Raw genomic sequence first — 26,877 nt, forward strand, 5'->3', positions numbered from 1 at the left:
CGGGCCACGGCGATTCAAGCCTGATTCCCTGGCAGATCGACCTGTGCATCCAATAGGCTCATGAAAGCCCGCGCAGCGTTCGACAGCGTCCTTTCGGTGTGCACGATATAGCCTAGCTGGCGACTGAGCTGTATGCCCGGCAAAGCGATGCGTGCCACTTGATCATCGAGCATGGTGCGCGGCAACACGCTCCACGCCAGGCCAATGGAGACCATCATCTTGATGGTTTCCAGGTAGTTGGTGCTCATGGCGATGTTCGGCGTCAGGCCCTGGGCCTCGAACAGCCGCTGCACGATATGGTGGGTAAAGGTGTTGCCTCCGGGAAACACCGCCGGGTGCCGGGCGATGTCCGCCAGGCTGACGCTGCCATTGCTGATCAGGCTGTGTTCCGGGGCCACCACGAAGTCCAGCGGGTCGTCCCACACTGGCGTTGCACGCACCAGGGTGTGCGGCTCCGGGGCCAGGGTGATCACTGCCACTTCTGCGCGGCCATGGAGGATTTCTTCGTAGGCCACTTCCGAATCGAGAAACTGAATATCCAGGGCCACGCTCGGGTATTCCCGGGTAAACGTGCGCAGCACCGGCGGCAGGCGATGCAGGCCAATGTGATGGCTGGTGGCCAGAGTGAGGCGCCCGCTGACCTCGCCGGTGAGGTTGGTCAGGGCGCGACGGGTGTCGTCCAGCACGTTGAGAATCTGATAGGCCCGGGGCAATAACGCGCGCCCGGCCTCGGTGAGGCCGACTTCGCGCCCCAGCCGGTCGAACAGTCGCACCTTTAATTGCTGCTCTAAACCGGCGATGCGCTTGCTGATGGCCGGTTGGGTCAGGTGCAAGCGTTCACCGGCGCCGGAGAAGCTACCGGTCTCGGCGATGGCGATAAAGGCATTGAGGTTGGCCAGGTCCATTGTCGTATTCCAGTTGGTAATCCAAAGCATAAAAAATATGAATTTGAGTTATTTAATGTAGCGCCATACCATCAGCCTCACAAGCCAAAGGGTTATTGAATCGTTCAAGGCCCGGGGCATAGAAACACCTGATGAGGACCGAGTGATGGCCGGCAAAACGCTTTACGACAAGCTTTGGGATTCCCATGAAGTGAAACGGCGCGATGATGGGTCGTCGCTGATCTACATCGACCGTCACATCATCCATGAAGTGACCTCGCCCCAAGCGTTCGAAGGCCTGCGACTGGCCGGGCGCAAGCCTTGGCGCGTCGACTCGATCATCGCCACCCCGGACCACAACGTGCCGACCACGCCTGAGCGTAAAGGCGGGATCGACGCCATCGTCGACACCGTGTCGCGCCTCCAGGTGCAGACCCTCGATGATTACTGCGACGAATATGGCATCACCGAATTCAAGATGAATGACGTGCGTCAAGGGATCGTCCACGTGATCGGCCCGGAGCAGGGCGCCACGTTACCCGGCATGACCGTGGTCTGCGGCGACTCCCACACCTCCACCCACGGCGCGTTTGGTGCCCTGGCTCACGGTATTGGTACGTCCGAGGTGGAGCACGTCTTCGCCACGCAGTGCCTCGTCGCCAAGAAAATGAAGAACATGCTGGTGTCGGTCGAGGGTGAATTGCCTTTCGGCGTGACTGCCAAAGACATCGTGCTCGCCGTGATCGGCAAGATCGGCACCGCCGGCGGTAACGGCCATGCCATCGAATTCGCCGGCAGCGCGATTCGCGACCTGTCCATCGAAGGCCGCATGACCATCTGCAACATGTCCATCGAAGCCGGTGCCCGTGTGGGCATGGTGGCGGCGGACGAAAAGACCATTGCCTACGTCAAGGGCCGTCCTTTCGCACCCACCGGTGCCGATTGGGACGCGGCGGTTGAAGCCTGGAAAGACCTGGTTTCCGACGCCGATGCGGTATTTGACACGGTGGTTGAACTCGACGCGACCCAGATCAAGCCGCAAGTCAGCTGGGGCACCTCGCCGGAAATGGTGTTGGCCGTTGATCAACACGTGCCGGACCCGGCCAAGGAAACCGACCTGGTCAAACGTGGCTCCATCGAGCGCGCCTTGAAGTACATGGGCCTGAAAGCCAACCAGGCGATCACCGACATTCAGTTGGACCGTGTATTCATCGGCTCCTGCACCAACTCGCGGATCGAAGACTTGCGCGCTGCGGCGGTGATCGCCAAGGGCCGCAAGGTTGCTTCGACCATCAAGCAGGCGATCGTGGTGCCAGGTTCGGGTCTGGTCAAAGCCCAGGCCGAGGCTGAAGGCCTGGACAAGATCTTCCTCGAAGCCGGTTTTGAATGGCGCGAGCCGGGCTGCTCGATGTGCCTGGCGATGAACCCGGACCGTTTGGAGTCGGGCGAACATTGCGCGTCTACCTCCAACCGTAACTTCGAAGGGCGTCAGGGCGCCGGTGGCCGTACCCACCTCGTTAGCCCGGCCATGGCCGCCGCCGCTGCCGTCAACGGTCGTTTCATCGACGTTCGCGAATTGATCTGAGGAATACCCGATGAGAGCTTTTACCCAACACACCGGTTTAGTCGCGCCGTTGGACCGTGCCAACGTGGACACCGACCAGATCATTCCGAAGCAGTTCTTGAAGTCGATCAAGCGCACCGGTTTTGGCCCGAACCTGTTCGACGAGTGGCGCTACCTGGACGTGGGCTACGCCTACCAGGACAACTCCAAGCGCCCGTTGAACAAGGACTTTGTACTCAACGCCGAGCGCTACCAGGGCGCCAGTGTGTTACTGGCCCGGGAAAACTTCGGTTGCGGCTCCAGCCGTGAGCACGCGCCGTGGGCCCTGGAAGAATATGGCTTTCGCAGCATCATCGCGCCGAGTTACGCCGACATCTTCTTCAACAACAGCTTCAAGAACGGCTTGCTGCCGATCATCTTGAGCGATGCCGAAGTGGATGAGTTGTTCCAGCAAGTGGAAGCCGATGTGGGCTACCAATTGACCATCGACCTGGCGGCACAGACCGTGACCCGTCCGGACGGCAAGGTGTACCACTTTGAAGTGGACGCCTTCCGCAAGCACTGCCTGATCAATGGCCTGGACGACATCGGCCTGACCTTGCAGGACGGCGATGCGATTGCAGCGTTTGAAACAAAGCACCGGGCCAGCCAGCCGTGGTTGTTTCGCGACGCTTGATTTGAGGTAGGCCGTGCGGGCCCATCGTGGGCAAGCCCGCTCCCACTTTTTGATCGTGAACTCGGTCAACTGTGGGAGCTGGCTTGCCTGCGATAGCGCCCGTACAAACACCCCAAAACCCAAGGAAAATCACCATGACCAGCACCGTCCACACTCAAGTCGTGCAAAAGCAATTCGGCGAACAGGCCTCGGCCTACCTGAGCAGCGCAGTTCACGCTCAAGGCACCGAGTTCGCGCTGCTCCAGGCCGAACTGGCCGGGCAAGGCGCTGCGCGACTGCTGGACCTGGGGTGCGGCGCCGGTCATGTGAGCTTCAACGTGGCACCGCTGGTTAAAGAAGTGGTGGCCTACGACCTGTCCCAGCAAATGCTCGATGTGGTCGCCGCAGCTGCCGTGGACCGTGGGCTGGACAATATTCGCACCGTGCACGGCGCCGCCGAGCGCCTGCCGTTTGCCGACGGTGAATTCGACTTCGTGTTCAGCCGCTACTCGGCCCACCACTGGAGCGACCTTGGCCTGGCCCTGCGTGAAGTGCGCCGGGTGCTCAAGCCGGGCGGCGTGGCAGCGTTTATTGACGTCTTGTCACCGGGCGGCCCGCTGTTGGACACTTACCTGCAAACCGTCGAAGTGCTGCGCGACACCAGCCACGTGCGCGATTATTCCGCCGGCGAGTGGATGCACCAGCTCAGCGAAGCCGGTTTGCATGTGCGTAACAGCAGCCGCCAGCGCCTGCGCCTGGAATACACCTCGTGGGTTGAGCGCATGCGTACGCCAGAGGTCTTGCGTGCTGCGATCCTGGCGCTGCAAAAGGCGATGGGCCAGGAAGTGCGTGATTATTTCGAGATTCAAGCCGACGGCACCTTCAGCACCGACGTGCTGGTGGTGTGGGCCGAACGCTGATTAATTTTTCCCGACCTGCCCGCGGGCAGGTCGCTTGATGAAATGAGGAACGCATGAGCAAGCAGATTCTGATTCTCCCTGGCGACGGCATTGGTCCGGAAATCATGGCCGAAGCGGTCAAGGTCCTGGAAGTGGCCAACACCAAGTACAGCCTGGGCTTTGAATTGAGCCACGACGTGATCGGCGGCGCGGCCATCGACAAGCACGGCGTGCCTCTGGCCGACGAAACCCTGGACCGTGCCCGCGCGGCCGACGCCGTGCTGCTGGGCGCCGTCGGTGGCCCGAAATGGGACAAGATCGAACGTGACATCCGCCCTGAGCGCGGCTTGCTGAAAATCCGTGCGCAACTGGGCCTGTTCGGCAACCTGCGCCCGGCGATTCTCTACCCGCAACTGGCCGATGCTTCCAGCCTGAAGCCGGAAATCGTGGCCGGCCTGGACATCCTGATCGTTCGCGAACTGACCGGCGGTATCTACTTCGGCTCGCCACGGGGCGTGCGCGAGTTGGAGAATGGCGAACGCCAGGCCTACGACACCCTGCCGTACAGCGAGAGTGAAATCCGCCGTATTGCCCGTGTCGGTTTCGACATGGCCCGCGTGCGTGGCAAGAAGGTCTGCTCGGTGGACAAGGCCAACGTCTTGGCGTCCAGCCAGCTGTGGCGTGAAATTGTCGAAGAAGTCGCCAAGGACTACCCGGACGTTGAGCTGAGCCACATGTACGTCGACAACGCCGCCATGCAGTTGGTGCGTGCACCGAAGCAGTTCGACGTGATCGTCACCGACAACCTGTTCGGCGACATCCTGTCCGACCAGGCGTCGATGCTCACCGGTTCCATCGGCATGCTGCCGTCGGCGTCCCTGGATGCCAACAACAAGGGCATGTACGAGCCGTGCCACGGTTCGGCGCCGGACATCGCCGGGCAGGGCATTGCCAACCCGTTGGCGACCATTTTGTCGGTGTCGATGATGCTGCGTTACAGCTTCAACCTGACTGACGCCGCGGATGCCATCGAGAAGGCCGTGAGCCTGGTGCTGGACCAAGGCCTGCGCACCGGCGACATCTGGTCCCAGGGTTGCACCAAGGTCGGTACGCAAGAAATGGGCGACGCAGTAGTCGCCGCGCTGCGGAATCTGTAATCTCTCGGGCCCGCTTGCAGATGTTGCTGCAAGGCGGCCCACTTTTGAACAAGGTGTAGTTGCGATGAAACGTGTAGGTCTGATCGGTTGGCGCGGTATGGTCGGTTCCGTGCTCATGCAGCGGATGCTGGAAGAGCAGGATTTCGATCTTATTGAGCCGGTGTTTTTCACCACTTCCAATGTGGGTGGTCAAGGGCCGTCTGTGGGCAAGGATATTGCGCCGCTCAAGGATGCCTACAACATTGAAGAACTGAAGACCCTCGACGTCATTCTGACCTGCCAGGGCGGCGACTACACCAGCGAAGTCTTCCCTAAGCTGCGTGAAGCCGGCTGGCAGGGTTATTGGATCGACGCCGCTTCCAGCCTGCGCATGCAGGATGACGCGGTGATCGTGCTGGACCCGGTGAACCGCAAGGTGATCGACCAGCAACTGGACGCGGGCACCAAGAACTACATCGGTGGCAACTGCACCGTCAGCCTGATGCTGATGGGCCTGGGCGGCTTGTTCGAAGCCGGCCTGGTGGAGTGGATGAGCGCCATGACTTATCAGGCGGCCTCCGGTGCCGGCGCGCAGAACATGCGTGAACTGATCAAGCAAATGGGCGCGACCCACGCCGCTGTTGCCGATCAACTGGCTGACCCGGCCAGCGCGATCCTCGACATCGACCGCCGTGTGGCCGAAGCCATGCGCAGCGAGGCCTACCCGACCGAGAACTTCGGTGTGCCATTGGCCGGTAGCCTGATCCCTTGGATCGACAAGGAACTGCCTAACGGCCAGAGCCGTGAAGAGTGGAAGGCCCAGGCCGAGACCAACAAGATTCTTGGTCGCTTCAAGAGCCCGATCCCGGTGGACGGCATCTGCGTGCGCATCGGCGCCATGCGCTGCCACAGCCAGGCGCTGACCATCAAGCTGAACAAAGACGTGCCGATCGCCGATATCGAAGGGCTGATCAGCCAGCACAACCCTTGGGTCAAGCTGGTGCCGAACAACCGCGACATCAGCATCCAGGAACTGAGCCCGAACAAGGTGACCGGTACCCTGAATGTGCCGGTTGGCCGTCTGCGCAAGCTGAACATGGGTACTCAGTACCTGGGCGCGTTCACCGTCGGCGACCAACTGCTGTGGGGCGCGGCTGAGCCGTTGCGTCGCATGCTGCGGATTCTGCTGGAGCGGTAATCGCTGCCTGCAATAAGAAACCCGCGTTCTGGTGACAGGCGCGGGTTTTTTATTGCGCTCTCGGGCCTCATCGCGGGCAAGCCCGGCTCCCACAGTGAACGGTGTTTGCCTGAACTACTCGGTCGAATGTGGGAGCGGGCTTGCCCGCGATGGGGCCATCCGCCACACCACAAGGCCCATCTCAATTGCCTCCCCCCCAGCCACCCGGTAAAGTGCCGCTCCCCCCGCAATGCCCGAGGCAGCCCCCATGACCCAGACCTTTGATATTGCCGTGATCGGCGCCACCGGCACCGTTGGCGAAACCCTGGTGCAAATCCTTGAAGAGCAGGACTTCCCGGTGGGCAACCTGCACCTGCTGGCCAGCAGCGAATCGGCCGGGCATTCGGTGCCGTTTCGCGGCAAAAACGTGCGGGTGCGGGAAGTCGACGAATTTGATTTCAGCAAAGTCCAGCTGGTGTTCTTCGCTGCCGGCCCTGCGGTCACCCTGAGTTTCGCGCCGCGCGCCACCGCCGCCGGCTGTATGCTGATCGACTTGTCTGGCGCCTTGCCGGCCGATCAGGCGCCGCACGTGGTCCCGGAAGCCAATCCTCAGGTACTGGATGGCCTGAAAAAACCGTATCAAGTCAGCAGCCCCAGCCCGTCCGCCACCGCCCTGGCCGTGGTGCTCGCGCCGCTGCGTGGCTTGCTGGATATTCAGCGCGTCAATGTCACCGCCAACCTGGCCGTTTCCGCCCAGGGCCGTGAAGCCGTCAGTGAGCTCGCTCGCCAGACCGCCGAACTGTTGAACGTACGTCCGCTGGAGCCGAAGTTCTTCGACCGGCAGATGGCTTTCAACCTGCTGGCCCAGGTTGGCAAGCCTGACGCCCAAGGCCACACCGCGCTGGAAAAGCGCCTGGTGCACGAATTGCGCGCCGTGCTGGAAATGCCTTTGCTAAAGATTTCCGTCACTTGCGTTCAAGCCCCGGTGTTTTTTGGCGATAGCCTGACTGTGTCCCTGCAATTGGGTGCAGCGGTGGACCTCGCTGCCGTCAACCTCGCCTTGGACTCGGCAACGGGTGTCGAGTTGGTTGAAGAGGGTGATTACCCTACTGCTGTTGGCGATGCGGTCGGTCAGGACGTGGTCTATGTGGGCCGGGTGCGCGCCGGTGTCGATGACCCGGCGGAACTAAATTTGTGGCTGACGTCAGATAACGTACGCAAAGGGGCCGCACTGAACGCCGTACAGCTGGCGCAGTTGTTGATAAAAGGCCTTGTGTAAAAGATACTTGGCGGCAATTTGTAGATTGATTCTAGCCAAGCGCTATGCTTGGCCCCAAGCTGGAAAAATTGCGCGTCGGTGACCTATCGGCTCGCCATGCCTAATGGCAGCGGTTACCCACCTTCTCGCAGGCCGGGGAGTGTTCAAAAAGGATGAGGCTATGGTTCAAGTTCGCAAACTGGTGTTAGCAATAGCGGCCGCCTCGGCGCTGTCCTCCGGTATGGCGCAAGCACTGCAACTTGGGGAGATGACCCTCAAGTCGAAGCTGAACCAGCCGCTGTCGGTGGAAATCGAGTTGCTCGACGTCGGTGGCCTGACCGCCTCCGAGATCACCCCCAGCCTGGCGTCGTCCCAGGCCTTCGTGGATGCGGGCGTCGATCGCCAGGCGTTCCTGAACGACCTGACCTTCACCCCGGTGATCAACCCCAACGGCCGCAGCGTGGTGCGTGTCACGTCCAGCAAGCCGCTGCCTGATTCCTACGTACGGTTCCTGCTGCAAGTGCAATGGCCCAACGGCCGGCTGATGCGCGACTACAGCGTGTTGCTGGACCCGGCCAAGTTCGATCAGTCGACCCCGGCGGCCGGTGCACCAGCAGCGGCGCCCGCGCCACGCCTGAACTCGCCAGCCACCGCGCCGACAATCAGCAAAGCCAAGGAACACACCACGACTTCCCGCGATACATTGTGGGAAATCGCCGCGAAGAACCGCAATGGCGCCTCGGTGCAGCAAACCATGCTGGCCATTCAGGCGCTGAACCCTGACGCCTTTATCGATGGCAACATCAACCGCATGAAAACCGGCCAGGTCCTGCGCCTGCCGGACTCGGGCCAGAGCACCAGCCTGCCGCAGCCCCAGGCGATTGCTGAAGTAACTGCGCAAAACGCTGCGTGGCGCGAAGGTCGTCGCGGTGGCAATCAGCTCGCCGGCAAGGCGCAACTGGACGCCACCAAGCGTACCCAGGCGGGTAATGCACCGTCCCAGGCCAATACCAAGGACAATTTGAGCCTGGTCTCGGCCGAAGCGGCCAAGAAGGGCGTAAAAGGCGGCGCAGGTGACAGCCGTGCCCTGAACAACAAGCTGGCGGTGACCCAGGAAAGCCTGGATTCGACCCGGCGCGAAAATGAAGAACTGAAAAGCCGCATGGCTGACCTGCAGAGTCAGTTGGACAAGCTGCAGCGGCTGATCGAGCTCAAGAACAATCAGCTGGCCAAGTTGCAGGCCCCGGGTGGCGCTGCGGCGCAGCCTGCTGCTCCGGCTGCAATGCCGGCCGAGCTGGCTGCACAACCGGCCGCGCCGGCGGCTGCCGCAACCCCGGTGGCTGCGCCGGTCGAGACGCCGGTCAAGGCTGATGCGGCACCGGCTACCACCGAAGGCAAATTCAACGACCTGCTGACCAACCCGATCGTGCTCGGCGTGATCGGCGGCGCGGCAGGTTTGCTGGTGCTGTTGCTTCTGCTGCTGTGGGCCCGTCATCGCAACGCGCGCCTTGAAGAAGAAAAACACCTGCGCATGGCGCGGGCCCTGGCTGAAGAGCCGGAGTTCGCACCGAACATCGATCATGATTTGCCGTCCGACAGTTTCGAAGGCCTTGATGTACCGCCGCCGAACGTCAAGCTGGCGCCAGCTCCAGCGGCAGTCGTTGCACCGGTGGTGGCTCCTGTCGTTGCGCCGGTTGTCGCCCCGGTTGCTGCCGAGCGTCCAGCCGACGCCCTGGCACAAGCCCAGTCGCACATCGATCGTGGTCACCTGAACCAGGCCGCTGAAGTGCTGGAAGAGGCGATCAAGCAAGAGCCTGCCCGCAGCGACCTGCGTCTCAAACTGATGGAAGTGCACGGTTTGCAGGGCAACAAGGACGGGTTTGTCACTCAGGAGCGCCAACTGGTCGCCAACGGCGACAATCACGCCCAGGTTGAACAGCTGAAAAGCCGCTTTCCGGCCATGGCTGTGCTCGCGGCGGGTGTCAGTGCTGCCGTTGCTGCGGCGGCCCTCGACGCCCAGTACGTCAAGGACCTGCTCAAGGACGAGCCCGCGCCGCCTGCACCCGCGCCGGAACCTGCGCCGGAGCTGGACGCGTTTGACACCGATTTCGACCTGAGCCTGGACGACCTGGAGGCTGCTTCCCCGGCCGTGGTCAACCCCGAGTCGGACGACCTGAGCTTTGAGTCCGTGCTGCAACAGCAGGCCGAGGCCAAGGCCAGCGAAGAAGACCTCTCGGACTTCGACCTGGACCTGCAACTCGATCCGCCATCGTCGACCCAGTCCGACGACGACTTCCTCTCCGGCCTTGAAGACCCGCTGAAGGACCTGCCACCGGTGGAGCCGCCGACCCTGACGCCGACCGACCTGGACGACCTCGACCTGCCGGAAGACTTCGACCTGTCCCTGGCCGACGAGCCCGAAGCGCCTGCAGCGGCCAAGCCGGACGCGTTCGCCTCGGAGCTTGACGACGTCAACGCCGAGCTGGATCGCCTGTCGCAAAGCCTGGAACATCCGCCGATCGAGCCGTCCTTTACCGCCGAAGACGCGGCGCTGGGTGGCGACGAGCCGGAGTTCGACTTCCTCTCCGGCACCGACGAAGTGGCGACCAAGCTCGACCTGGCCCAGGCCTACATCGACATGGGTGACGCCGACGGCGCGCGGGATATCCTGGCCGAAGTGTTGAATGAAGGTGATGACGGTCAGAAAGGCGAAGCCAAGGAAATGCTCGGCCGGCTGGCTTGATACATCCGGCGAACACCACGGCAGCCTTCGGGCTGCCGTTTTGTTTTCCGGGCACCAAACTCATGGCGTCCCCGGCGCGCGGCCTTATAATGGCCGCCTTTGCGCAACTCATCAGGCTCTCAGTTCTTGGCAAATATAGATAACGCGGCCGCCGAAATGGCGGCCGCAGGCTTTTTCAGAATCGCCCTGGGCGTGGAATACAAAGGCTCGCGCTATCGTGGCTGGCAACGCCAGGCCTCCGGCGTGCCGACGGTGCAGGAAACCCTGGAGAAGGCCCTGTCGAAAGTCGCCGACTCGCCGGTCTCGCTGATGTGTGCCGGGCGTACCGACGCCGGTGTACACGCTTGCGGGCAAGTGGTGCACTTTGACACCCAGGCCGAGCGCACGATGAAGGCGTGGGTCATGGGCGCCAATATCAATTTGCCCCACGACGTCAGCGTCAGTTGGGCCAAGGTGATGCCGGCGCACTTTCATGCGCGCTTCAAGGCCATCGCCCGGCGTTATCGCTATGTGATCTACAACGATCAGATCCGCCCGGCGCACCTCAACGAAGAAATCACCTGGAACCACCGCCCGCTGGACGCCGAGCGTATGGCTGAGGCGGCCCAGCATCTGGTGGGCATCCACGATTTCAGCGCGTTTCGTGCCGGCCAGTGCCAGGCCAAGTCGCCGATCAAGGAAGTTCATCACCTGCGGGTGACCCGCCACGGCAAGATGATCGTCCTGGATATCCGCGCCGGTGCCTTCCTGCACCATATGGTGCGCAATATCGCCGGGGTACTGATGACCATCGGTACCGGCGAGCGTCCGGTGGAGTGGGCCAAAGAAGTGCTGGAAAGCCGTGTTCGCCGCACCGGTGGCGTCACGGCGCATCCGTTCGGCCTGTACCTGGTGGATGTGGAGTACCGCGACGAGTTCGAATTGCCGCAGCGGTTCATCGGGCCACACTTCCTCACAGGTTTCAGCGAACTTGGCGGCTGACGCCCTCAAAAGCATTTGTTACCATCCGGGACTTTCCCGGACACGCCCTGAGGTTTCATCGACATGTCTGCCGTTCGCAGCAAGATTTGCGGGATTACCCGCATAGAAGACGCGTTGGCGGCGGTCGAGGCGGGGGCCGATGCCATCGGTTTTGTGTTTTATGCCAAAAGCCCGCGGGCGGTGAATGTGTTGCAGGCGCGGGCAATCATTGCCGCGTTGCCGCCGTTCGTGACCACCGTGGGGTTGTTCGTCAACGCCAGCCGCTGCGAACTCAATGAAACCCTCGATGCCGTGCAACTCGACATGCTGCAGTTCCATGGCGATGAAAGCCCTGACGAGTGCGAAAGCTATCAGCGCCCGTATATCAAGGCGCTGCGGGTCAAGGCCGGCGACGATATTGCGGCGGTGTGCGCTGCTTACACTGGTGCCCGCGGGGTTCTTCTCGACACCTACGTCGAAGGCGTTCCCGGCGGCACCGGCGAAGCGTTCGACTGGTCGTTGATTCCCGAAGGCTTGAGCAAGCCGATCATCCTGGCGGGAGGCCTGAACCCGGGCAACGTGGCAGGCGCCATCCGGCAGGTTCGGCCGTACGCGGTGGACGTCAGCGGCGGGGTGGAGCAGGGCAAGGGCATCAAGGATCACGCAAAGATTCGCGCATTCATGCAAGCCGTGCGCGACAGCAGCGGGACGATGTGACGGCTGGCAGTCTGCCGCCGTCCATAACTACCACTGTGTAAAACAGCCCGGCGCCGCCTGTGGGAGGCCCGGAAATGAAGTGGCAACCCTGCACGGCAGGTTGTCTGGAAGGCTGAGGGCGCAGGCAGGAAATGGCAGGTCGAACGTCTGACCCCGTCCAGCTTGTGTCATCGCCACATATGAATTTAGCTCAAGGGCATACGCGGGGCTGTGTTCAAGCCACCGGTACTGGAGAAAGAAAGCATGAGCAACTGGTTAGTAGACAAACTGATCCCCTCGATCATGCGTTCCGAGGTGAAGAAAAGCTCGGTTCCTGAAGGTCTTTGGCACAAGTGCCCTTCCTGCGACGCGGTGTTGTACCGCCCGGAGCTGGAAAAGACCCTGGACGTTTGCCCCAAGTGCAACCACCACATGCGTATCGGCGCCCGCGCCCGCATTGATATCTTCCTCGATGCCGATGGTCGCTCCGAACTGGGCGCCGACCTGGAGCCGGTCGACCGTCTGAAATTCCGCGACGGCAAGAAGTACAAGGACCGCCTGACCGCTGCCCAGAAGCAGACCGGTGAGAAGGACGCGCTGATCTCCGTCAGCGGCAAGCTGCTGGGCATGCCGGTAGTGGTTTCTGCCTTCGAATTCTCCTTCATGGGCGGCTCCATGGGCGCCATCGTCGGTGAGCGTTTTGTACGTGCCGCCAACTACGCCCTGGAAAATCGTTGCCCGATGATCTGCTTCGCAGCCTCCGGCGGCGCGCGGATGCAGGAAGCACTGATTTCCCTGATGCAAATGGCCAAGACCTCTGCGGTACTGGCGCGTCTGCGTGAAGAAGGCATTCCGTTCATCTCCGTATTGACCGACCCGGTCTACGGCGGCGTGTCCGCCAGCCTGGCAATGCTGGGTGACGTGATCGTCGGTGAGCCAAAAGCCCTGATCGGTTTCGCCGGCCCGCGTGTTATCGAGCAAACCGTGCGCGAAAAACTGCCGGAAGGCTTCCAGCGCAGTGAGTTCCTGCTGGAGCATGGCGCGATCGACATGATCATCGCCCGTTCCGAACTGCGTCCGCGCCTGGGTAACCTGCTGGCACAAATGATGGGCCTGCCGACGCCTGTGTACGTCGCGCCTAAAGTAGAACCGATTGTCGTGCCACCGGTGCCTGCAAACATATGACCCAACGTACCCTGGGCGAATGGCTCGCCTACCTTGAGCAGTTGCATCCGTCAGCCATCGACATGGGCCTGGAGCGCTCGCAACAGGTAGCGACCCGCCTCGGGTTGGGCAGGCCGGCACCGCGTGTGATCACGGTGACCGGCACCAACGGCAAGGGCTCTACCTGCGCCTTTGTCGCCGCCTTGCTGCAAGCCCAGGGCTTGAAGGTCGGCGTGTACAACTCGCCGCACCTGCTGCGCTACAACGAGCGGGTGCAACTCAATGGCGTCGAAGCCACTGACGAGCAACTCTGCGAAGCCTTCGCCGCACTCGATGCCGGGCGTGGCGAAATTTCCCTGACGTATTTCGAGATGGGCACCCTTGCGGCGTTCTGGCTGTTCGAGCGTGCGCAACTCGATGTGGTGGTACTGGAAGTCGGCTTGGGCGGGCGTCTGGACACGGTCAATGTGGTGGATGCCGACCTGGCGCTGATCACCAGCATTGGTGTCGACCACGCCGACTACCTGGGTAACACCCGTGAATCCGTGGCCTATGAAAAGGCCGGGATCTTCCGCCAGGGCAAGCCTGCACTGTGCGGTGACCTCGACCCGCCGCATACCTTGCTGGACAAGGTGCGTGAGCTGGATTGCCCGTTCTTCCTGCGTGGGCGTGAGTTCAATTTCGAGGTCGGTGACCAGTATTGGCAGTGGCGCGGGCTTGATGCGCGTGGCCAGACCGTTGAATTGCGTGACCTGCCGCTGCTGAACCTGCCGATGGAAAACGCCGCGCTCGCGCTGCAAGCCTACCTGTTGCTGGATTTGCCCTGGCATGCCGAGCAGATTGCCGCTACGTTGCAGGCTACTCGGGTGGTAGGGCGTCTTGATCGACGAGCCTTCGACTGGAAGGGCAAGCGCCTGAATCTGCTGCTGGATGTGGGGCATAACCCTCACGCCGCTGAATACCTGGCCAAGCGCCTGGCGCGCACGCCACCTGCCGGTCGCCGACTGGCGGTGTTCGGCTTGCTGGCCGACAAGGACCTGGAGGGCGTGGTTGCGCCGTTGCTGGGCAACGTTCAGGCCTGGGCGGTTGCACCGCTGGATACACCGCGCAGTCGTCCTGCTGTCGAGTTGCAGGTGGCGTTACAGAACCTTGGTGCGTCGGTGACGTCCCATGCAAGCGTGACAGCCGCCCTGGAAGCCCAGTGCGCGATTGCGACGCCTGAGGATGAGATTCTGTTGTTCGGATCATTTTATTGTGTTGCCGAGGCACTCGAGTGGTTGGCCCGGCGCTCCACGGAGGAAGCTGCACATGGCATTACTGGATAGCGCATACAAGCAGCGAATGGTCGGAGCCCTGGTTCTGGTGGCGTTGGCGGTGATTTTTCTGCCGATGCTGTTTTCCCGTCAGGACGAGCAACGCCAGGTGACCGTTGAAGCCCCGGCTGCGCCCCAGGCGCCGGCGGTGCCTCAGGTTCAGGTTGAGCCGGTGGTGGTTCCCGAGCCGCAAGCGCTGCCGGAAGAAGAGCCGGTACCGACCGACGATGAAGTCGCTGCACAGCAGGCGCCGTCGATGCCGGTTCAGCCGAGCGTACCGGTGGTCAAGCCTGCGCCTGCTGCTCCGGCGGTTGTGGCCAAGCCAGCAGTGCCGGCGCCAGCACCAAAACCTGTGGCGCCGCAGCCGGCGGCACCGGGCAAGCCGGACGTGGGTCAGAGCCGTATTGACCCGAATGGCTTGCCGATCAGTTGGTCTATCCAACTGGCCAGCCTGGCTAACCGTGAAAGTGCTGATGCGTTGCAGAAGAAGCTGCGCACCCAGGGTTACAACGCCTATATCCGCAGCGCCGACGGCAAGAACCGGGTCTTTATCGGGCCGTTGATCGAGCGCGCCGAAGCCGATCGCCTGCGGGACTTGCTGGATCGCCAGCAGAACCTGAAGGGTTTTGTGGTTCGCTTCCAGCCAGAGCGCGGTTAAAACAGTAGGAGCCGGCTTGCCGGCGATGGCGTCCTTGAGGCCGCCATCGCCGGAAAGCCGGCTTCTTCATTTATCTGGCGCAACTCATTGATTTCAAATGCACTGCCAATCACAGCTTACCGATAGCCCGGCGCTCTGCTAAAATGCGCCGCCTTATCCGTCTGTAGGCTGAACTGTGCCATTTACCTGGGTTGACTGGGCGATCGTTGCAATCGTCGCCATCTCCGCTTTGATCAGTCTAAGCCGCGGCTTCGTTAAAGAAGCTCTGTCGTTGCTGACATGGATCATCGCAGGGGTTGTAGCCTGGATGTTCGGCGGTTCATTGTCGGTTTACCTGGCCGGATATATCGAGACACCTTCGGCTCGCGTCATCGCGGGCTGCGCCATCATGTTCATCGCCACGTTGTTGGTGGGGGCAATGGTCAATTATCTTATCGGCGAATTGATACGCGTCACCGGCCTCTCCGGGACCGATCGATTTCTCGGCATGGCCTTCGGCGCCGCACGTGGCGGCTTGCTGGTGGTTGTGGCGGTCGGGCTGTTGAGCCTGGGGCCGGTACAGCAGGATTCGTGGTGGCAGGAGTCTGTACTCGTGCCAAAATTTCTATTGGTTGCAGATTGGTCCAAAAACCTCATTTTGGGGTGGAGCAGTCAGTGGCTGGCCAGCGGGATCAGCGTACCCGCTGATCTTCCGTTCAAGGAACACCTCTTGCCGGCCAAAACGCCTCAGTAAGTTGTGTTCAGTCAAGATTCATTAAGTAGGGGTTGCGTCGCATGTGTGGCATCGTCGGTATCGTCGGTAAGTCGAACGTGAATCAGGCGCTGTATGACGCGCTAACCGTCCTCCAGCACCGCGGCCAGGATGCTGCCGGTATTGTGACCAGCCACGACGGCCGGTTATTCCTGCGCAAGGACAATGGTCTGGTGCGTGACGTGTTTCATCAGCGCCACATGCAGCGCCTGGTCGGGCACATGGGCATTGGCCACGTACGCTACCCGACAGCGGGCAGCTCGACGTCGGCAGAAGCCCAGCCGTTTTACGTCAACTCGCCGTATGGCATCACCCTGGCGCACAACGGCAACCTGACCAACGTTGAACAGCTGGCCAAGGAGATTTACGAATCTGACCTGCGCCACGTCAACACCAACTCGGACTCCGAAGTACTGCTGAACGTGTTCGCCCACGAGCTGGCCCAGCGCGGCAAGCTGCAGCCGACCGAAGAAGACGTGTTCGCCGCCGTGACTGACGTGCACAACCGTTGCGTCGGTGGTTACGCCGTCGTCGCAATGGTGACCGGCTACGGTATCGTTGGTTTCCGCGACCCTCACGGCATCCGCCCGATCGTGTTCGGCCAGCGTCACACCGACGAAGGCGTCGAGTACATGATCGCCTCCGAAAGCGTGTCCCTGGACGTGCTGGGCTTTACCCTGATCCGCGACCTGGCACCGGGCGAAGCGGTCTACATCACTGAAGACGGCAAGCTGCACACCCGTCAGTGCGCACTGAACCCGAAACTGACCCCGTGCATTTTCGAACACGTCTACCTGGCGCGTCCGGATTCGATCATCGACGGTGTTTCGGTGTACAAGGCGCGTCTGCGCATGGGCGAGAAGCTGGCCGACAAGATCCTGCGCGAGCGTCCTGACCACGACATCGACGTAGTGATCCCGATTCCGGACACCAGCCGCACCGCAGCGCTGGAGCTGGCGAACCACCTGGGCGTGAAATTCCGCGAAGGCTTCGTCAAGAACCGTTACATCGGCCGTACCTTCATCATGCCAGGCCAGGCGGCGCGCAAGAAGTCGGTACGCCAGAAGCTCAATGCGATCGAGCTGGAGTTCCGCGGCAAGAACGTAATGCTGGTGGATGACTCCATCGTGCGTGGCACCACTTGCAAGCAGATTATCCAGATGGCCCGCGAAGCCGGGGCGAAGAACGTTTACTTCTGCTCCGCCGCGCCTGCCGTGCGTTACCCGAACGTGTACGGCATCGACATGCCGAGCGCTCACGAGCTGATCGCCCACAACCGTTCGACCCAGGACGTTGCAGACTTGATCGGCGCCGACTGGCTGATCTACCAGGACCTGCCGGACCTGATCGAAGCGGTTGGCGGTGGCAAGATCAAGATCGAGGAGTTCGATTGCGCGGTGTTCGACGGCAAGTACGTCACTGGCGATGTCGACGAGGCCTACCTGAACAAGATCGAGCAGGCGCGTAACGATTCCTCGAAGATCAAGACCCAGGCGGTCAGCGCGATCATCGACCTGTACAACAACTGAGTAGACACCGGCCCTGAGGGGCCGGTTTTGCATCTTTGATAAAGCATTCGAGTTGAGGAGTAGAGCATGAGTCAGGAATGGGATGCCGGTCGCCTGGATAGCGACCTCGATGGCGTAGCTTTCGATACCCTGGCTGTGCGCGCCGGCCAGCACCGCACCCCGGAAGGTGAGCACGGTGATCCGATGTTCTTTACCTCCAGCTATGTGTTCCGCACTGCGGCCGACGCCGCTGCGCGTTTTGCCGGTGAAGTGCCGGGCAACGTTTATTCGCGCTACACCAACCCGACCGTGCGCGCATTCGAAGAGCGTATCGCCGCGCTGGAGGGCGCCGAGCAGGCGGTCGCCACTGCCACGGGCATGGCCGCGATTCTCGCGGTGGTCATGAGCCTGTGCAGCGCCGGCGATCACGTACTGGTGTCGCGCAGCGTGTTTGGCTCGACCATCAGCCTGTTCGAAAAATACTTCAAGCGTTTTGGCATTGAAGTCGACTACGTGCCGCTGGCAGACCTGTCCGGCTGGGACGCGGCCATCAAGGCCAACACCAGATTGCTGTTCGTCGAGTCGCCGTCCAACCCGTTGGCCGAGCTGGTGGACATTGCCGCATTGTCCGAAGTGGCGCATGCCAAGGGCGCGATGCTGATCGTCGACAACTGCTTCTGCACGCCGGCACTGCAGCAGCCGCTGAAGCTGGGCGCGGACATCGTTGTGCACTCGGCCACCAAGTTCATCGACGGCCAGGGCCGTTGCATGGGCGGTGTGGTTGCCGGGCGCAGCGAGCAGATGAAGGAAGTGGTGGGCTTCTTGCGCACCGCTGGCCCGACCCTGAGCCCGTTCAACGCCTGGATCTTCCTCAAAGGCCTGGAAACCCTGAGCCTGCGGATGAAGGCCCATTGTGCCAATGCCCAGGCTCTGGCCGAGTGGCTGGAGCAGCAGGACGGTATCGAAAAGGTTCACTACGCCGGCCTCAAGAGCCACCCGCAACACGAGTTGGCCCAGCGTCAGCAGCGTGGTTTTGGCGCCGTGGTGAGTTTCGAGGTCAAGGGTGGCAAAGAGGGCGCCTGGCGCTTTATCGATGCAACCCGCCTGATCTCCATTACCGCCAACCTGGGTGACAGCAAGACCACCATCACTCACCCAAGCACCACCTCCCACGGCCGCCTGGCGCCGCAGGAGCGTGAAGCGGCCGGTATTCGCGACAGCCTGATCCGCATTGCGGTGGGCCTGGAAGACGTTGCTGACTTGCAGGCCGATCTGGCCCGTGGGTTGGCTGCCCTGTGATCGAGTGGTCCATGGAGGCGGCAACCGCCAGTAACGGACGGGTCGCGCTGGTGACCGGCGCGGCGCGGGGCATCGGCCTGGGGATTGCCGCCTGGTTGATCAGCGAAGGCTGGCAGGTGGTGCTCACGGACCTCGACCGTGAGCGCGGTTCCAAGGTGTCCAAGGTGCTGGGCGACAACGCCTGGTTTATCACCATGGACGTGGCCGATGAGCGGCAGGTCGCCCAGGGCGTGGCCGAGGTGCTCGGCCAGTTCGGGCGTCTGGACGCATTGGTTTGCAATGCGGCAGTGGCCGATCCACGCAATATCACGCTGGAAAGCCTCGACCTGGCTTACTGGAATCGCGTGCTGGCGGTAAACCTCAGTGGGCCGATGTTGCTGGCCAAGCACTGTGCGCCGTATCTGCGGGCCCACGGTGGCGCCATCGTTAACCTGGCCTCGACCCGGGCCCGGCAGTCGGAGCCGGACACCGAGGCCTACGCGGCGAGCAAGGGCGGTTTGCTGGCCCTGACCCACGCGCTGGCCATGAGTCTCGGGCCGGAAGTGCGGGTCAATGCCGTGAGCCCGGGCTGGATCGATGCCCGTGACCCGGCTGCACGGCGTGCCGAGCCACTCACGGATGCGGATCACGCCCAGCACCCGGCGGGCAGGGTAGGCACTGTGGAAGACGTGGCGGCGATGGTGGCTTGGTTGCTGTCGCGCAATGCGGGGTTCGTGACCGGGCAGGAGTTCGTCGTTGACGGTGGCATGAGCAAGAAGATGATTTACAGCGAGTAGGGCGGGTGACGGTCCTGAAGCAATTTTGTCTTTTTCAGAAAAACTTCAAGCGGGCTATTGACTTAGGTCCGCTACCTGCGTAAATTTCGCGGCCTCACGAAGCAAAGGGTGATTAGCTCAGCTGGGAGAGCATCTGCCTTACAAGCAGAGGGTCGGCGGTTCGATCCCGTCATCACCCACCACTTCTTGAGAGTTTTGCCTTCGGGCAAGACGTAACGTTAAAGGTTGCACCGACGCGCAGCGGTAGTTCAGTCGGTTAGAATACCGGCCTGTCACGCCGGGGGTCGCGGGTTCGAGTCCCGTCCGCTGCGCCATATTTTCCAGGTCTGATGTTTCAGATTTGAGATTGAACAGCCAAGGCTGCTCAGTCAGATGTTTGAAGGCAGTTGAAGGTGACACTTCAGCAGTCTGAGCGATACGCAGCGGTAGTTCAGTCGGTTAGAATACCGGCCTGTCACGCCGGGGGTCGCGGGTTCGAGTCCCGTCCGCTGCGCCATATCTGTTCCAGGGCCCACTGAACGCCCTGAGACGCCAAAGCAAGCCGCTGGCTTGGTTGGATCGATAGCAAAGACCCTGGTCGAAAGACCGGGGTTTTTTGTGTCTGCGATTTGGCTCGGTACCTGATGGACAGGGGCCGGCAAGCCAGCCCCGTGATCCGGGATCAGAACCCCAGCTTGTCCCGCAGCCCGTAGTACCAGGCGCCCAGCGCCGCAAACGGCGTGCGCAACAGTTGCCCACCCGGGAACGGGTAGTGCGGCAGGCCGGCAAACGCATCAAAACGCTCTGCCTGGCCTCTCAGGGCTTCCGCCAGGACCTTGCCCGCCAAGTGGGTGTACGTCACGCCATGGCCGCTACAGCCCTGGGAGTAATAGATGTTATCCCCCAGGCGGCCAACCTGTGGCAGGCGCGACAGGGTCAGCAGGAAATTGCCGGTCCAGGCGTAATCAATCTTCACGTCCTTGAGCTGCGGAAACGCCTTGAGCATCTTCGGCCGGATGATCGCTTCGATGTTCGCCGGGTCACGCGCGCCATACACCACGCCACCGCCGAAGATCAGGCGCTTGTCGCTGGTCAGGCGGTAGTAATCCAGCAAATAGTTGCAGTCCTCGACGCAGTAGTCCTGCGGCAGCAGTGTCTTCGCCAGCTCATCGCCCAGTGGCGCGGTGGTAATCACCTGCGTACCACACGGCATCGACTTGGCTGCCAACTCGGGTACCAGGTTCCCGAGGTAGGCATTGCCCGCGACAATAATGAACTTGGCCCTGACCTTGCCGTGTGCCGTATGCACCACCGGATTAGCGCCGCGCTCAATGCGAGTCGCCGCCGACTGTTCATAAATCGTACCGCCGAGGGATTCCACCGCCGCCGCTTCGCCCAGCGCCAGGTTCAGCGGGTGAATGTGCCCGCCGCTCATGTCCAGCAGGCCGCCCACATAGTTGTCACAGGCGACCACTTCACGAATGCGCCGCTCGTCCAGCAACTCCAGCTGCGTGTGGCCGTAGCGCTCCCACAGGCGCTTCTGCGACTCCAGATGGCCCATGTGCTTGCCGTTCAGCGCGGCGAACACACCGCCGTCCTTCAGGTCGCACTGGATCTGATATTTGGCCACGCGTTCCCGAATGATTCTGCCGCCTTCAAACGCCATGTCGCCCAGCAATTGCGCCTGCTTGGGGCCGACACTGCGCTCGATCACATCAATGTCACGGCTATAGCTGTTGACGATCTGCCCGCCGTTACGGCCCGACGCGCCAAAACCCACCTTGGCGGCTTCCAGTACCGTCACGCGAAAACCGTTCTCCAACAGGAACAGCGCGCTGGAAAGCCCGGTATAACCGGCGCCGATCACACACACATCGGTTTCGACTTCACCTTGCAGCTCCGGGCGAGCAGGTACCGCATTCGCAGACGCGGCGTAATACGACTGGGGGTAGGGGGTGTTCGCCATCCTGGAACCTCTGTTTTATATTTTTTACGAGTGCGCCGATCCTACCTGAGTTGAAAATCCGCTGCCAGCCACCGGAAAAATACGGCTGTGCTGCCCACAAATAAAAAATTCGCATATTCATAGGCTTAGCTGCAAAAAAGGTGTTGACACCCCTCGGGAATTCCGTAGAATGCCGCCTCACAGCAGGCACGTAGCTCAGTTGGTTAGAGCACCACCTTGACATGGTGGGGGTCGTTGGTTCGAGTCCAATCGCGCCTACCAAACAAAATCCGCTCTGCTGGGCGGTCTAGAAGGGCTCACCGAAAGGTGGGCCCTTTTTTGTTGTCTGCGATTTGCAAATCTTTTGCAAAACTCCCACCTTTTCGGGTCGGCTTTCACCTTCATGTAAACCGCCGCTTCAGAGTTATGCGGAACTAAAATCGGCAATACCGTCTACCTTTCAAGTGGGTATTCCCTTTTGGATAAGACGATCATGTTGAAATCTCGCTCGTTTGTAGCCGCTGTTACCTGCCTTGCTTTGGCCGTTGGCTCAGTGGCGGCGCTGGCCGACCCAGGGAATGGGAAGGGTCAAGGCAATGGAAAAGGCAACTCTCAGGGCGGCCAGGGCCATGGCAACCAGGGTAATAAGGGGAAAGGTTCCAGCGCAGATGATTGGGCGCGCGGCCCCAGCATTGACCGGGGCGGCGTACTGGGTGTGGTCGGTGGCTACCGTGACTATTGGCGCCCAGGCCCTTCACTGCCACCCGGAATACAAAAGAACCTGGCCAGAGGAAAACCTCTTCCTCCTGGCATTGCCAAGAAGCTGGATGGTCGCTTGCTCGGCAGACTGCCCCATTACGACGGCTACGAATGGCAACAAGCGGGCACTGATCTAATACTGGTCGCAATCGCTTCCGGCATAATTTACGAAGTCCTCAACGGGGCCTTTGATTGATGTGCTTACGGAGCCATGACCTCGTCGCCCGGGTCGCGTCTGCACTCACTTAAGCTGATATTCCGAACACTATCGTTTGGGGAAACAACCACCTGACTCCACGTTCTGGTATGTCTCTACAAACAGCCAGGCAACCCTTTCAGGCTCGGTCGGTATTCAAGAGGGCGTACATTTCAAAGTCCCCGGGCCTGCCACGCACCATACGGAACGACCTCAGCGTTCCTTCGTATTGATATCCGCTTTTTTTCAGGACGTTGGCCGAGCGAGGGTTCGTAACGAGAACGGTGCCTTGTACCCGGACAAAGCCATATATCACAGGCAAAGAAAAGCCCGCGATGGGGAGCGCGGGCTTGAGGGTTTCACCAGGAGCAGGGAAACCATAGATGTTTATCTGTGAAAGGAATGTGAAAGGGTTTCAGCGCCCAGCGTTGTCACCAGCCAGAGCCAGGTTGCCCAGCACCTCATCAATCAGCCCAAGCTGCCAGTTGAAGTACGGATTGAACGTCAACCGCGCGTGCATCTTGCCCGGCTCACGATAACCCCAGTCCGAATACCAGACCTCTGACCCTTGTTCGCAGGCGCGGGTGGCGTCTTCCGTCTGGCCGTTCCAGCAAAACCGCAGGCTGCCCTGTTCGCCGTAGAGCGGGTTGTCGGGTGAGAACAACAACCCCATGTGTGAGAACTGGCTGATCCGCAGTTCTGGCACGTAGTCGGTGCGCGCTTTTACCCGCGGCGTATCCCAGGCGCTCTCCGGCAGTGTTCCGTACCAGGCCAAGCGGCTGTGTGGATGACTGAAGCGCTGTTGGAAGGTCTCCAGCACATAGTTCGTATCGAGCACTGAGTCGTGTGCTGCTACGGCAATGAACACCGGTTTGTCGTAGGGACGACGCTCCAGGTCCTGGCGGGCTACTCGGCTGCTGCGGTAGAACTGGGCGAAGCCATTGGTGGGGACGGTCATGTAGCGCACCAGGCTCTGCTGTGGCCGGCTGGCGTCTGGCGCCAGCAGCCACGGGCGGGCCCAACTGATAAGGGGGGTCAGCCAGTCGTAGGTCATACTGGACTGGAAAGCGGGGGAGAACAGCAGCAGCCCGGCGACGTCGTCGTGTTTGTAGGCGTAGTCGAGGACCAGGTTGGCACCGGTGGAGAAGCCGCCGAGGTAAATCTCGCCCACTTCTGCGCGAAGTATCGCGGCCTGTTCGTCCACCACCCGGCGCCAGTCTTCCATGCGTACTTGCAGCATGTCGGCCGGTTGTGTGCCGTGGCCGGGAAGCAGCACGGTCCTTACCAGGAAGCCGCGCGCAGCCAGTGCGCTGCCGATATCGTGAAACGACCACGGAGAGTCGCCCAGGCCGTGCACGAGAATGATCCCGCGTTTGGGTGTTCCAGCCGGGCGCCATTCCTGCGGCGCGTTCCAGTTGAGTTCGGCTTCCTTGTCGGTGCCCTGGAAGTCGCGATACTTCCGCAGCCACTGCCAGGTATCGAGGCGATACGACTCGAACGATTTCTGGCCCAAAGGCATGGCCGATTCGGCGATGGCGGTATTGGCAAATAGAAGGGTAATGATCGCGAAGGCGGCGCTTCGCAGCATCGTGCGCATGGAGAAGGAGCGGGTGTTGTTCAAGGCGGGTTCCCGGCGTCGCGTAACCGTAAAGTCATGCACGATAATCACCGGGCTGCCGCTGCTGGTAGTGCAAAACAGTCGCAAGACATTTCGCCTGTAGCGCTGGCCGGCGTAGGAAAAGGCGCCACCGCAGCGGGCATGCTCACTGCTGGGAAAGGATCGCCTGGACCAGCCCTGGAAAACGGCTGTCCATTACATCAGTGCGCAACGAGTTCATATGGGTCGTGCCAACACTGCGGGTGTGAACAAGCCCCGCATCCCTTAACACCCGGAAGTGATGGGAGACACTGGATTTCGGCCGTCCGCCGTCCAGCTCGCCGCAGGTGGCCTCGGTGACGCCAGCCAGGCAGCGAACGATTTCCAGTCGAACAGGGTCACTTAACGCGTAGAGCACGCGTTCGAGAATCAGGTCTTCGGCATTGGGGTGTTTGAAGGCTCGCATGAAGCGAATGATAACAGGGCTATCGCTTAACACCATAGTTCGATTAGCATCGAACAATCGAAAATTATCCCACCTTCGCTTCAGGAGATTTTTCATGGCTGCATTGTTCGAACCCTACAAGCTGAAAGACGTGACGTTGCGCAACCGGATCGCTATCCCGCCGATGTGCCAGTACCAGGCTGACGACGGCATGGTCAACGACTGGCACCACGTGCATCTCGCCAGTATGGCCCGTGGCGGCGCGGGTCTGCTGGTGGTCGAGGCGACCGCTGTAGCGCCTGAAGGGCGCATCACACCTGGCTGCGCGGGGATCTGGAGCGACGCGCATGCGCAAGCCTTCGTGCCCATGGTCAAAGCCATCAAGGCCGCAGGTTCGGTCCCTGGCATCCAGATTGGTCACGCCGGTCGTAAGGCCAGTTCCAATCGTCCGTGGGAAGGCGATGACCATATCCCGGCTTCCGATGCCCGGTCCTGGCAGACCATTGCACCATCGGCCATCCCTTTTGGCACACACCTGCCGAATGTCCCACGCGCGATGACCCTGGAAGATATCGCGCGGGTTCGTCAGGACTTCGTCGATGCTGCTCGTCGTGCCCGTGACGCCGGTTTTGAATGGATCGAACTGCATTTCGCCCACGGTTACCTGGGCCAGAGCTTTTTCTCCGAGCATTCCAACCAACGCACCGATGCCTACGGTGGCAGCTTCGATAACCGTAGCCGCTTCCTGTTGGAAACCCTTGCCGCAGTGCGCGAGGTATGGCCAGAAAACCTGCCACTGACCGCACGGTTTGGCGTGATCGAATATGACGGTCGTGACGAGCAGACCCTGACGGAGTCCATCGAGCTTGCCCGTCGTTTCAAGGCCGGTGGCCTGGACTTGCTGAGCGTCAGCGTCGGTTTCTCCACGCCCGATGCCAACATTCCGTGGGGCCCGGCATTTATGGGGCCGATCGCCGAGCGTGTGCGTCGCGAGGCCGGTTTGCCGGTGACTTCTGCCTGGGGCTTTGGTACTCCGCAACTGGCAGAAGGTGCGTTGCAGGCCGGGCAGCTCGACTTGGTATCGGTAGGGCGCGCCCATTTGGCCGATCCACATTGGGCGTACTTTGCGGCCAAGGAACTGGGGATCGATAAGTCATCCTGGACCTTGCCCGCGCCTTACGCTCACTGGCTGGAACGTTATCGCTAAGTAGCGCCAACAGACGGGCGGCACCGAATTCGGGTGCCGCTCCTTTCAGAAACGGCTCAGCCGATAGGGCCCCAGCGCCGGCAAGTCCTGGCTGAAAAACGCGGGTGACACCAGTTGGCCAATCAATTCGGCTGTCACCGCGGCCTGCGTCAGCCCCAGGTGCTGATGCCCAAACGCAAGCAACACCTTGCCATCGCACACCTTGTCGATAATCGGCAGCGAGTCCGGCAGGGAAGGGCGAAACCCCATCCACGGCGTCGCGTCCTCCGCACTCAAATTACGCCGAAACAACCCATGACTCAGCCGGTGCAACTGCCAGGCGCGCTGCATGTTCGGTGGTCGATCAAGGCCCGCGAATTCCACCGTGCCCGCCAATCGCAGCCCGTCGGTCATGGGCGTCATGATGAACTTGCGTTCCAGTGAGGTGACAGCAAACGGCAGTCGCTCATGCTCATGGGGCAGCATCAGGTGATAGCCGCGCTCGGTGTCCAGCGGGACCTTCTTGCCCGTGAGTGCCGCAGTCAATTTGGCCGAATGCGCGCCGCAGGCAATCAATACCTGGCGCGCCGCCACCGTGCCTTGGTCGGTCATCAACGAGACACCGTGTGCGTCCAGCTTGCCACCTACGACTTGTCGCCTGAGAAACTGCACCCCGCTGGCCTTGGCTGCGTCCATCAGTTCGCAAACCACCCGGTAGGGATCGAGAAAATGACCGGTACGCGGAAAGAACAACCCGCCCTGAATGCTTTCGCTGAGTTGCGGCGCCACATTCTGCACCGCACGGGCTTGCCAATAATCCACCGGCACTTGTTGCTGACGCATGCGGGCCTGCACGGCGTCGATGGCTTGCCGCGACGCGGGGCGTTCGAAGACCAGCAGCGAGCCGTCTTCGCGCATCAGTTCGGTGCGATCAATACTGCCCAGCAGCCGGTGCCATGCGCCCAGGCTGCTTTCATTAAGGGCGCGAATGCCGGCGACCGTGCGCTGGAATGCCGCCGGGCGCAGGTTCAACAGCAGGCGGGTAAACCATGGCAGCGCGCGCGGCATGTATTTCCAGTCCAGGCGCAGCGGGCCCATCGGGTCCATGAGCATGGCGGGCAAGCGCGTCAGGATCGACGCGTCCGCGATAGGGAATACCTGTTCGGTCGCCAGGTGCCCGGCGTTGCCGAACGAGGCGCCATGGCCGGGTTCCTGCTTGTCAATGATCACCACGTGCCGCCCCTGGCGGGCCAGTTGCAGCGCGCAGGCAACGCCAATGATTCCGGCGCCCACTACGGCGATATCAGGCATGACGTTATCGGACATGGC

23 protein-coding genes and 4 tRNA genes are annotated in these 26,877 nt (G+C 61.4%); 22 read left to right on the forward strand and 5 right to left on the reverse strand.

From position 1 onward, the window contains the following. Positions 1–14: 14 nt before the first annotated feature. Complete coding sequence (locus tag HKK54_RS20610; protein WP_169387641.1) at positions 15–905, reverse strand: LysR family transcriptional regulator; 891 nt, start codon at positions 903–905, stop codon at positions 15–17. A 145-nt stretch (positions 906–1,050) separates the two neighbouring features. Between HKK54_RS20610 and leuC the strand changes: the two genes are divergently transcribed. The 19 genes from leuC (at position 1,051) to HKK54_RS20705 (ending at position 19,937) form a co-directional block, all read left to right on the forward strand. Continuing rightward, a complete protein-coding gene (gene leuC, locus HKK54_RS20615; RefSeq protein WP_010175751.1) occupies positions 1,051–2,469 on the forward strand; it encodes a 3-isopropylmalate dehydratase large subunit in 1,419 nt (472 codons plus the stop codon). A 10-nt stretch (positions 2,470–2,479) separates the two neighbouring features. After that, complete coding sequence (gene leuD, locus HKK54_RS20620; protein WP_010175750.1) at positions 2,480–3,124, forward strand: 3-isopropylmalate dehydratase small subunit; 645 nt, start codon at positions 2,480–2,482, stop codon at positions 3,122–3,124. A 134-nt stretch (positions 3,125–3,258) separates the two neighbouring features. Further along, positions 3,259–4,023: a class I SAM-dependent methyltransferase gene (locus HKK54_RS20625; protein WP_169387642.1), complete on the forward strand. Its 765-nt coding sequence runs from the start codon at positions 3,259–3,261 to the stop codon at positions 4,021–4,023. A 53-nt stretch (positions 4,024–4,076) separates the two neighbouring features. Beyond that, positions 4,077–5,159, forward strand: a complete 1,083-nt coding sequence (leuB, locus tag HKK54_RS20630; RefSeq protein ID WP_076014703.1) for a 3-isopropylmalate dehydrogenase — start codon at positions 4,077–4,079, stop codon at positions 5,157–5,159. Positions 5,160–5,223: 64 nt separating this feature from the next. Continuing rightward, complete coding sequence (gene asd, locus HKK54_RS20635) at positions 5,224–6,336, forward strand: aspartate-semialdehyde dehydrogenase (RefSeq protein ID WP_010175747.1); 1,113 nt, start codon at positions 5,224–5,226, stop codon at positions 6,334–6,336. 247 nt (positions 6,337–6,583) lie between these two features. Continuing rightward, a complete protein-coding gene (locus tag HKK54_RS20640) occupies positions 6,584–7,594 on the forward strand; it encodes an aspartate-semialdehyde dehydrogenase (RefSeq protein WP_169387643.1) in 1,011 nt (336 codons plus the stop codon). 160 nt (positions 7,595–7,754) lie between these two features. Beyond that, positions 7,755–10,316: a FimV family protein gene (locus HKK54_RS20645; protein WP_169387644.1), complete on the forward strand. Its 2,562-nt coding sequence runs from the start codon at positions 7,755–7,757 to the stop codon at positions 10,314–10,316. 156 nt (positions 10,317–10,472) lie between these two features. After that, positions 10,473–11,297 carry a tRNA pseudouridine(38-40) synthase TruA gene (gene truA / locus HKK54_RS20650; protein WP_010175744.1) on the forward strand — a complete coding sequence of 275 codons (825 nt, stop codon included), beginning with the start codon at positions 10,473–10,475 and terminating at the stop codon, positions 11,295–11,297. A gap of 63 nt (positions 11,298–11,360) precedes the next feature. Next, the gene (locus HKK54_RS20655) at positions 11,361–11,993 is read left to right on the forward strand and encodes a phosphoribosylanthranilate isomerase (RefSeq protein ID WP_010175743.1); all 633 of its coding nucleotides are present in this window, start codon (positions 11,361–11,363) and stop codon (positions 11,991–11,993) included. Between the two features lie 243 nt (positions 11,994–12,236). After that, the gene (gene accD / locus HKK54_RS20660; protein ID WP_010175741.1) at positions 12,237–13,157 is read left to right on the forward strand and encodes an acetyl-CoA carboxylase, carboxyltransferase subunit beta; all 921 of its coding nucleotides are present in this window, start codon (positions 12,237–12,239) and stop codon (positions 13,155–13,157) included. Next, positions 13,154–14,461 (forward strand): bifunctional tetrahydrofolate synthase/dihydrofolate synthase, encoded by a 1,308-nt coding sequence (gene folC, locus HKK54_RS20665; RefSeq protein WP_169387645.1) that lies wholly within the window; start codon positions 13,154–13,156, stop codon positions 14,459–14,461. Before accD ends, folC begins: the two co-directional genes overlap by 4 nt. Beyond that, positions 14,445–15,107, forward strand: coding sequence for an SPOR domain-containing protein (locus tag HKK54_RS20670; protein ID WP_169387646.1), 663 nt, complete (start codon positions 14,445–14,447; stop codon positions 15,105–15,107). Before folC ends, HKK54_RS20670 begins: the two co-directional genes overlap by 17 nt. A 175-nt stretch (positions 15,108–15,282) precedes the next feature. After that, positions 15,283–15,840: a CvpA family protein gene (locus HKK54_RS20675; RefSeq protein WP_003212681.1), complete on the forward strand. Its 558-nt coding sequence runs from the start codon at positions 15,283–15,285 to the stop codon at positions 15,838–15,840. Positions 15,841–15,881: 41 nt separating this feature from the next. Then, positions 15,882–17,387, forward strand: coding sequence for an amidophosphoribosyltransferase (gene purF / locus HKK54_RS20680; RefSeq protein WP_003212683.1), 1,506 nt, complete (start codon positions 15,882–15,884; stop codon positions 17,385–17,387). Positions 17,388–17,453: 66 nt separating this feature from the next. Then, positions 17,454–18,665: an O-succinylhomoserine sulfhydrylase gene (locus tag HKK54_RS20685; protein WP_169387647.1), complete on the forward strand. Its 1,212-nt coding sequence runs from the start codon at positions 17,454–17,456 to the stop codon at positions 18,663–18,665. 11 nt (positions 18,666–18,676) lie between these two features. Continuing rightward, positions 18,677–19,441, forward strand: coding sequence for an SDR family oxidoreductase (locus HKK54_RS20690; protein WP_010175731.1), 765 nt, complete (start codon positions 18,677–18,679; stop codon positions 19,439–19,441). 106 nt (positions 19,442–19,547) lie between these two features. Next, positions 19,548–19,623: transfer RNA gene (locus tag HKK54_RS20695), tRNA-Val, on the forward strand. A 55-nt stretch (positions 19,624–19,678) separates the two neighbouring features. After that, positions 19,679–19,755, forward strand: a tRNA-Asp gene (locus HKK54_RS20700). 105 nt (positions 19,756–19,860) lie between these two features. Beyond that, positions 19,861–19,937, forward strand: a tRNA-Asp gene (locus tag HKK54_RS20705). Positions 19,938–20,102: 165 nt separating this feature from the next. Here the strand turns inward: HKK54_RS20705 and HKK54_RS20710 are convergent. Next, entirely contained in the window at positions 20,103–21,386 is a 1,284-nt protein-coding gene (locus HKK54_RS20710; RefSeq protein ID WP_010175729.1) for an NAD(P)/FAD-dependent oxidoreductase, read from the reverse strand. Positions 21,387–21,570: 184 nt separating this feature from the next. Here HKK54_RS20710 and HKK54_RS20715 point away from each other — a divergent pair. After that, positions 21,571–21,647, forward strand: a tRNA-Val gene (locus HKK54_RS20715). 211 nt (positions 21,648–21,858) lie between these two features. Continuing rightward, positions 21,859–22,320: an anti-virulence regulator CigR family protein gene (locus HKK54_RS20720; protein ID WP_169387648.1), complete on the forward strand. Its 462-nt coding sequence runs from the start codon at positions 21,859–21,861 to the stop codon at positions 22,318–22,320. A 415-nt stretch (positions 22,321–22,735) separates the two neighbouring features. Here HKK54_RS20720 and HKK54_RS20725 read toward each other — a convergent pair whose 3' ends face one another. Continuing rightward, positions 22,736–23,908: an alpha/beta hydrolase gene (locus HKK54_RS20725; protein ID WP_202026897.1), complete on the reverse strand. Its 1,173-nt coding sequence runs from the start codon at positions 23,906–23,908 to the stop codon at positions 22,736–22,738. Positions 23,909–24,083: 175 nt separating this feature from the next. Further along, a complete protein-coding gene (locus tag HKK54_RS20730; RefSeq protein ID WP_010175700.1) occupies positions 24,084–24,419 on the reverse strand; it encodes an ArsR/SmtB family transcription factor in 336 nt (111 codons plus the stop codon). 58 nt (positions 24,420–24,477) lie between these two features. On the opposite strand from HKK54_RS20730, the gene HKK54_RS20735 reads away from it, so the two are divergent. Beyond that, the gene (locus HKK54_RS20735) at positions 24,478–25,569 is read left to right on the forward strand and encodes an NADH:flavin oxidoreductase/NADH oxidase (RefSeq protein WP_169387649.1); all 1,092 of its coding nucleotides are present in this window, start codon (positions 24,478–24,480) and stop codon (positions 25,567–25,569) included. 45 nt (positions 25,570–25,614) lie between these two features. Here HKK54_RS20735 and HKK54_RS20740 read toward each other — a convergent pair whose 3' ends face one another. Then, a complete protein-coding gene (locus HKK54_RS20740; protein WP_169387650.1) occupies positions 25,615–26,874 on the reverse strand; it encodes an NAD(P)/FAD-dependent oxidoreductase in 1,260 nt (419 codons plus the stop codon). Positions 26,875–26,877 lie beyond the last annotated feature (3 nt).

Origin of the sequence: Pseudomonas sp. ADAK13, assembly GCF_012935715.1 — a bacterium.
Classification (GTDB): domain Bacteria; phylum Pseudomonadota; class Gammaproteobacteria; order Pseudomonadales; family Pseudomonadaceae; genus Aquipseudomonas.

Bases quoted from the DNA above. Each gene is read 5' to 3' on its own strand.
- HKK54_RS20610 (WP_169387641.1), bottom strand. From the start codon at position 905: ATGGACCTGGCCAACCTCAATGCCTTTATCGCCATCGCCGAGACCGGT.
- leuC (WP_010175751.1), top strand. From the start codon at position 1,051: ATGGCCGGCAAAACGCTTTACGACAAGCTTTGGGATTCCCATGAAGTG.
- leuD (WP_010175750.1), top strand. From the start codon at position 2,480: ATGAGAGCTTTTACCCAACACACCGGTTTAGTCGCGCCGTTGGACCGT.
- HKK54_RS20625 (WP_169387642.1), top strand. From the start codon at position 3,259: ATGACCAGCACCGTCCACACTCAAGTCGTGCAAAAGCAATTCGGCGAA.
- leuB (WP_076014703.1), top strand. From the start codon at position 4,077: ATGAGCAAGCAGATTCTGATTCTCCCTGGCGACGGCATTGGTCCGGAA.
- asd (WP_010175747.1), top strand. From the start codon at position 5,224: ATGAAACGTGTAGGTCTGATCGGTTGGCGCGGTATGGTCGGTTCCGTG.
- HKK54_RS20640 (WP_169387643.1), top strand. From the start codon at position 6,584: ATGACCCAGACCTTTGATATTGCCGTGATCGGCGCCACCGGCACCGTT.
- HKK54_RS20645 (WP_169387644.1), top strand. From the start codon at position 7,755: ATGGTTCAAGTTCGCAAACTGGTGTTAGCAATAGCGGCCGCCTCGGCG.
- truA (WP_010175744.1), top strand. From the start codon at position 10,473: ATGGCGGCCGCAGGCTTTTTCAGAATCGCCCTGGGCGTGGAATACAAA.
- HKK54_RS20655 (WP_010175743.1), top strand. From the start codon at position 11,361: ATGTCTGCCGTTCGCAGCAAGATTTGCGGGATTACCCGCATAGAAGAC.
- accD (WP_010175741.1), top strand. From the start codon at position 12,237: ATGAGCAACTGGTTAGTAGACAAACTGATCCCCTCGATCATGCGTTCC.
- folC (WP_169387645.1), top strand. From the start codon at position 13,154: ATGACCCAACGTACCCTGGGCGAATGGCTCGCCTACCTTGAGCAGTTG.
- HKK54_RS20670 (WP_169387646.1), top strand. From the start codon at position 14,445: ATGGCATTACTGGATAGCGCATACAAGCAGCGAATGGTCGGAGCCCTG.
- purF (WP_003212683.1), top strand. From the start codon at position 15,882: ATGTGTGGCATCGTCGGTATCGTCGGTAAGTCGAACGTGAATCAGGCG.
- HKK54_RS20685 (WP_169387647.1), top strand. From the start codon at position 17,454: ATGAGTCAGGAATGGGATGCCGGTCGCCTGGATAGCGACCTCGATGGC.
- HKK54_RS20690 (WP_010175731.1), top strand. From the start codon at position 18,677: ATGGAGGCGGCAACCGCCAGTAACGGACGGGTCGCGCTGGTGACCGGC.
- HKK54_RS20710 (WP_010175729.1), bottom strand. From the start codon at position 21,386: ATGGCGAACACCCCCTACCCCCAGTCGTATTACGCCGCGTCTGCGAAT.
- HKK54_RS20720 (WP_169387648.1), top strand. From the start codon at position 21,859: ATGTTGAAATCTCGCTCGTTTGTAGCCGCTGTTACCTGCCTTGCTTTG.
- HKK54_RS20725 (WP_202026897.1), bottom strand. From the start codon at position 23,908: ATGCTGCGAAGCGCCGCCTTCGCGATCATTACCCTTCTATTTGCCAAT.
- HKK54_RS20730 (WP_010175700.1), bottom strand. From the start codon at position 24,419: ATGGTGTTAAGCGATAGCCCTGTTATCATTCGCTTCATGCGAGCCTTC.
- HKK54_RS20735 (WP_169387649.1), top strand. From the start codon at position 24,478: ATGGCTGCATTGTTCGAACCCTACAAGCTGAAAGACGTGACGTTGCGC.
- HKK54_RS20740 (WP_169387650.1), bottom strand. From the start codon at position 26,874: ATGTCCGATAACGTCATGCCTGATATCGCCGTAGTGGGCGCCGGAATC.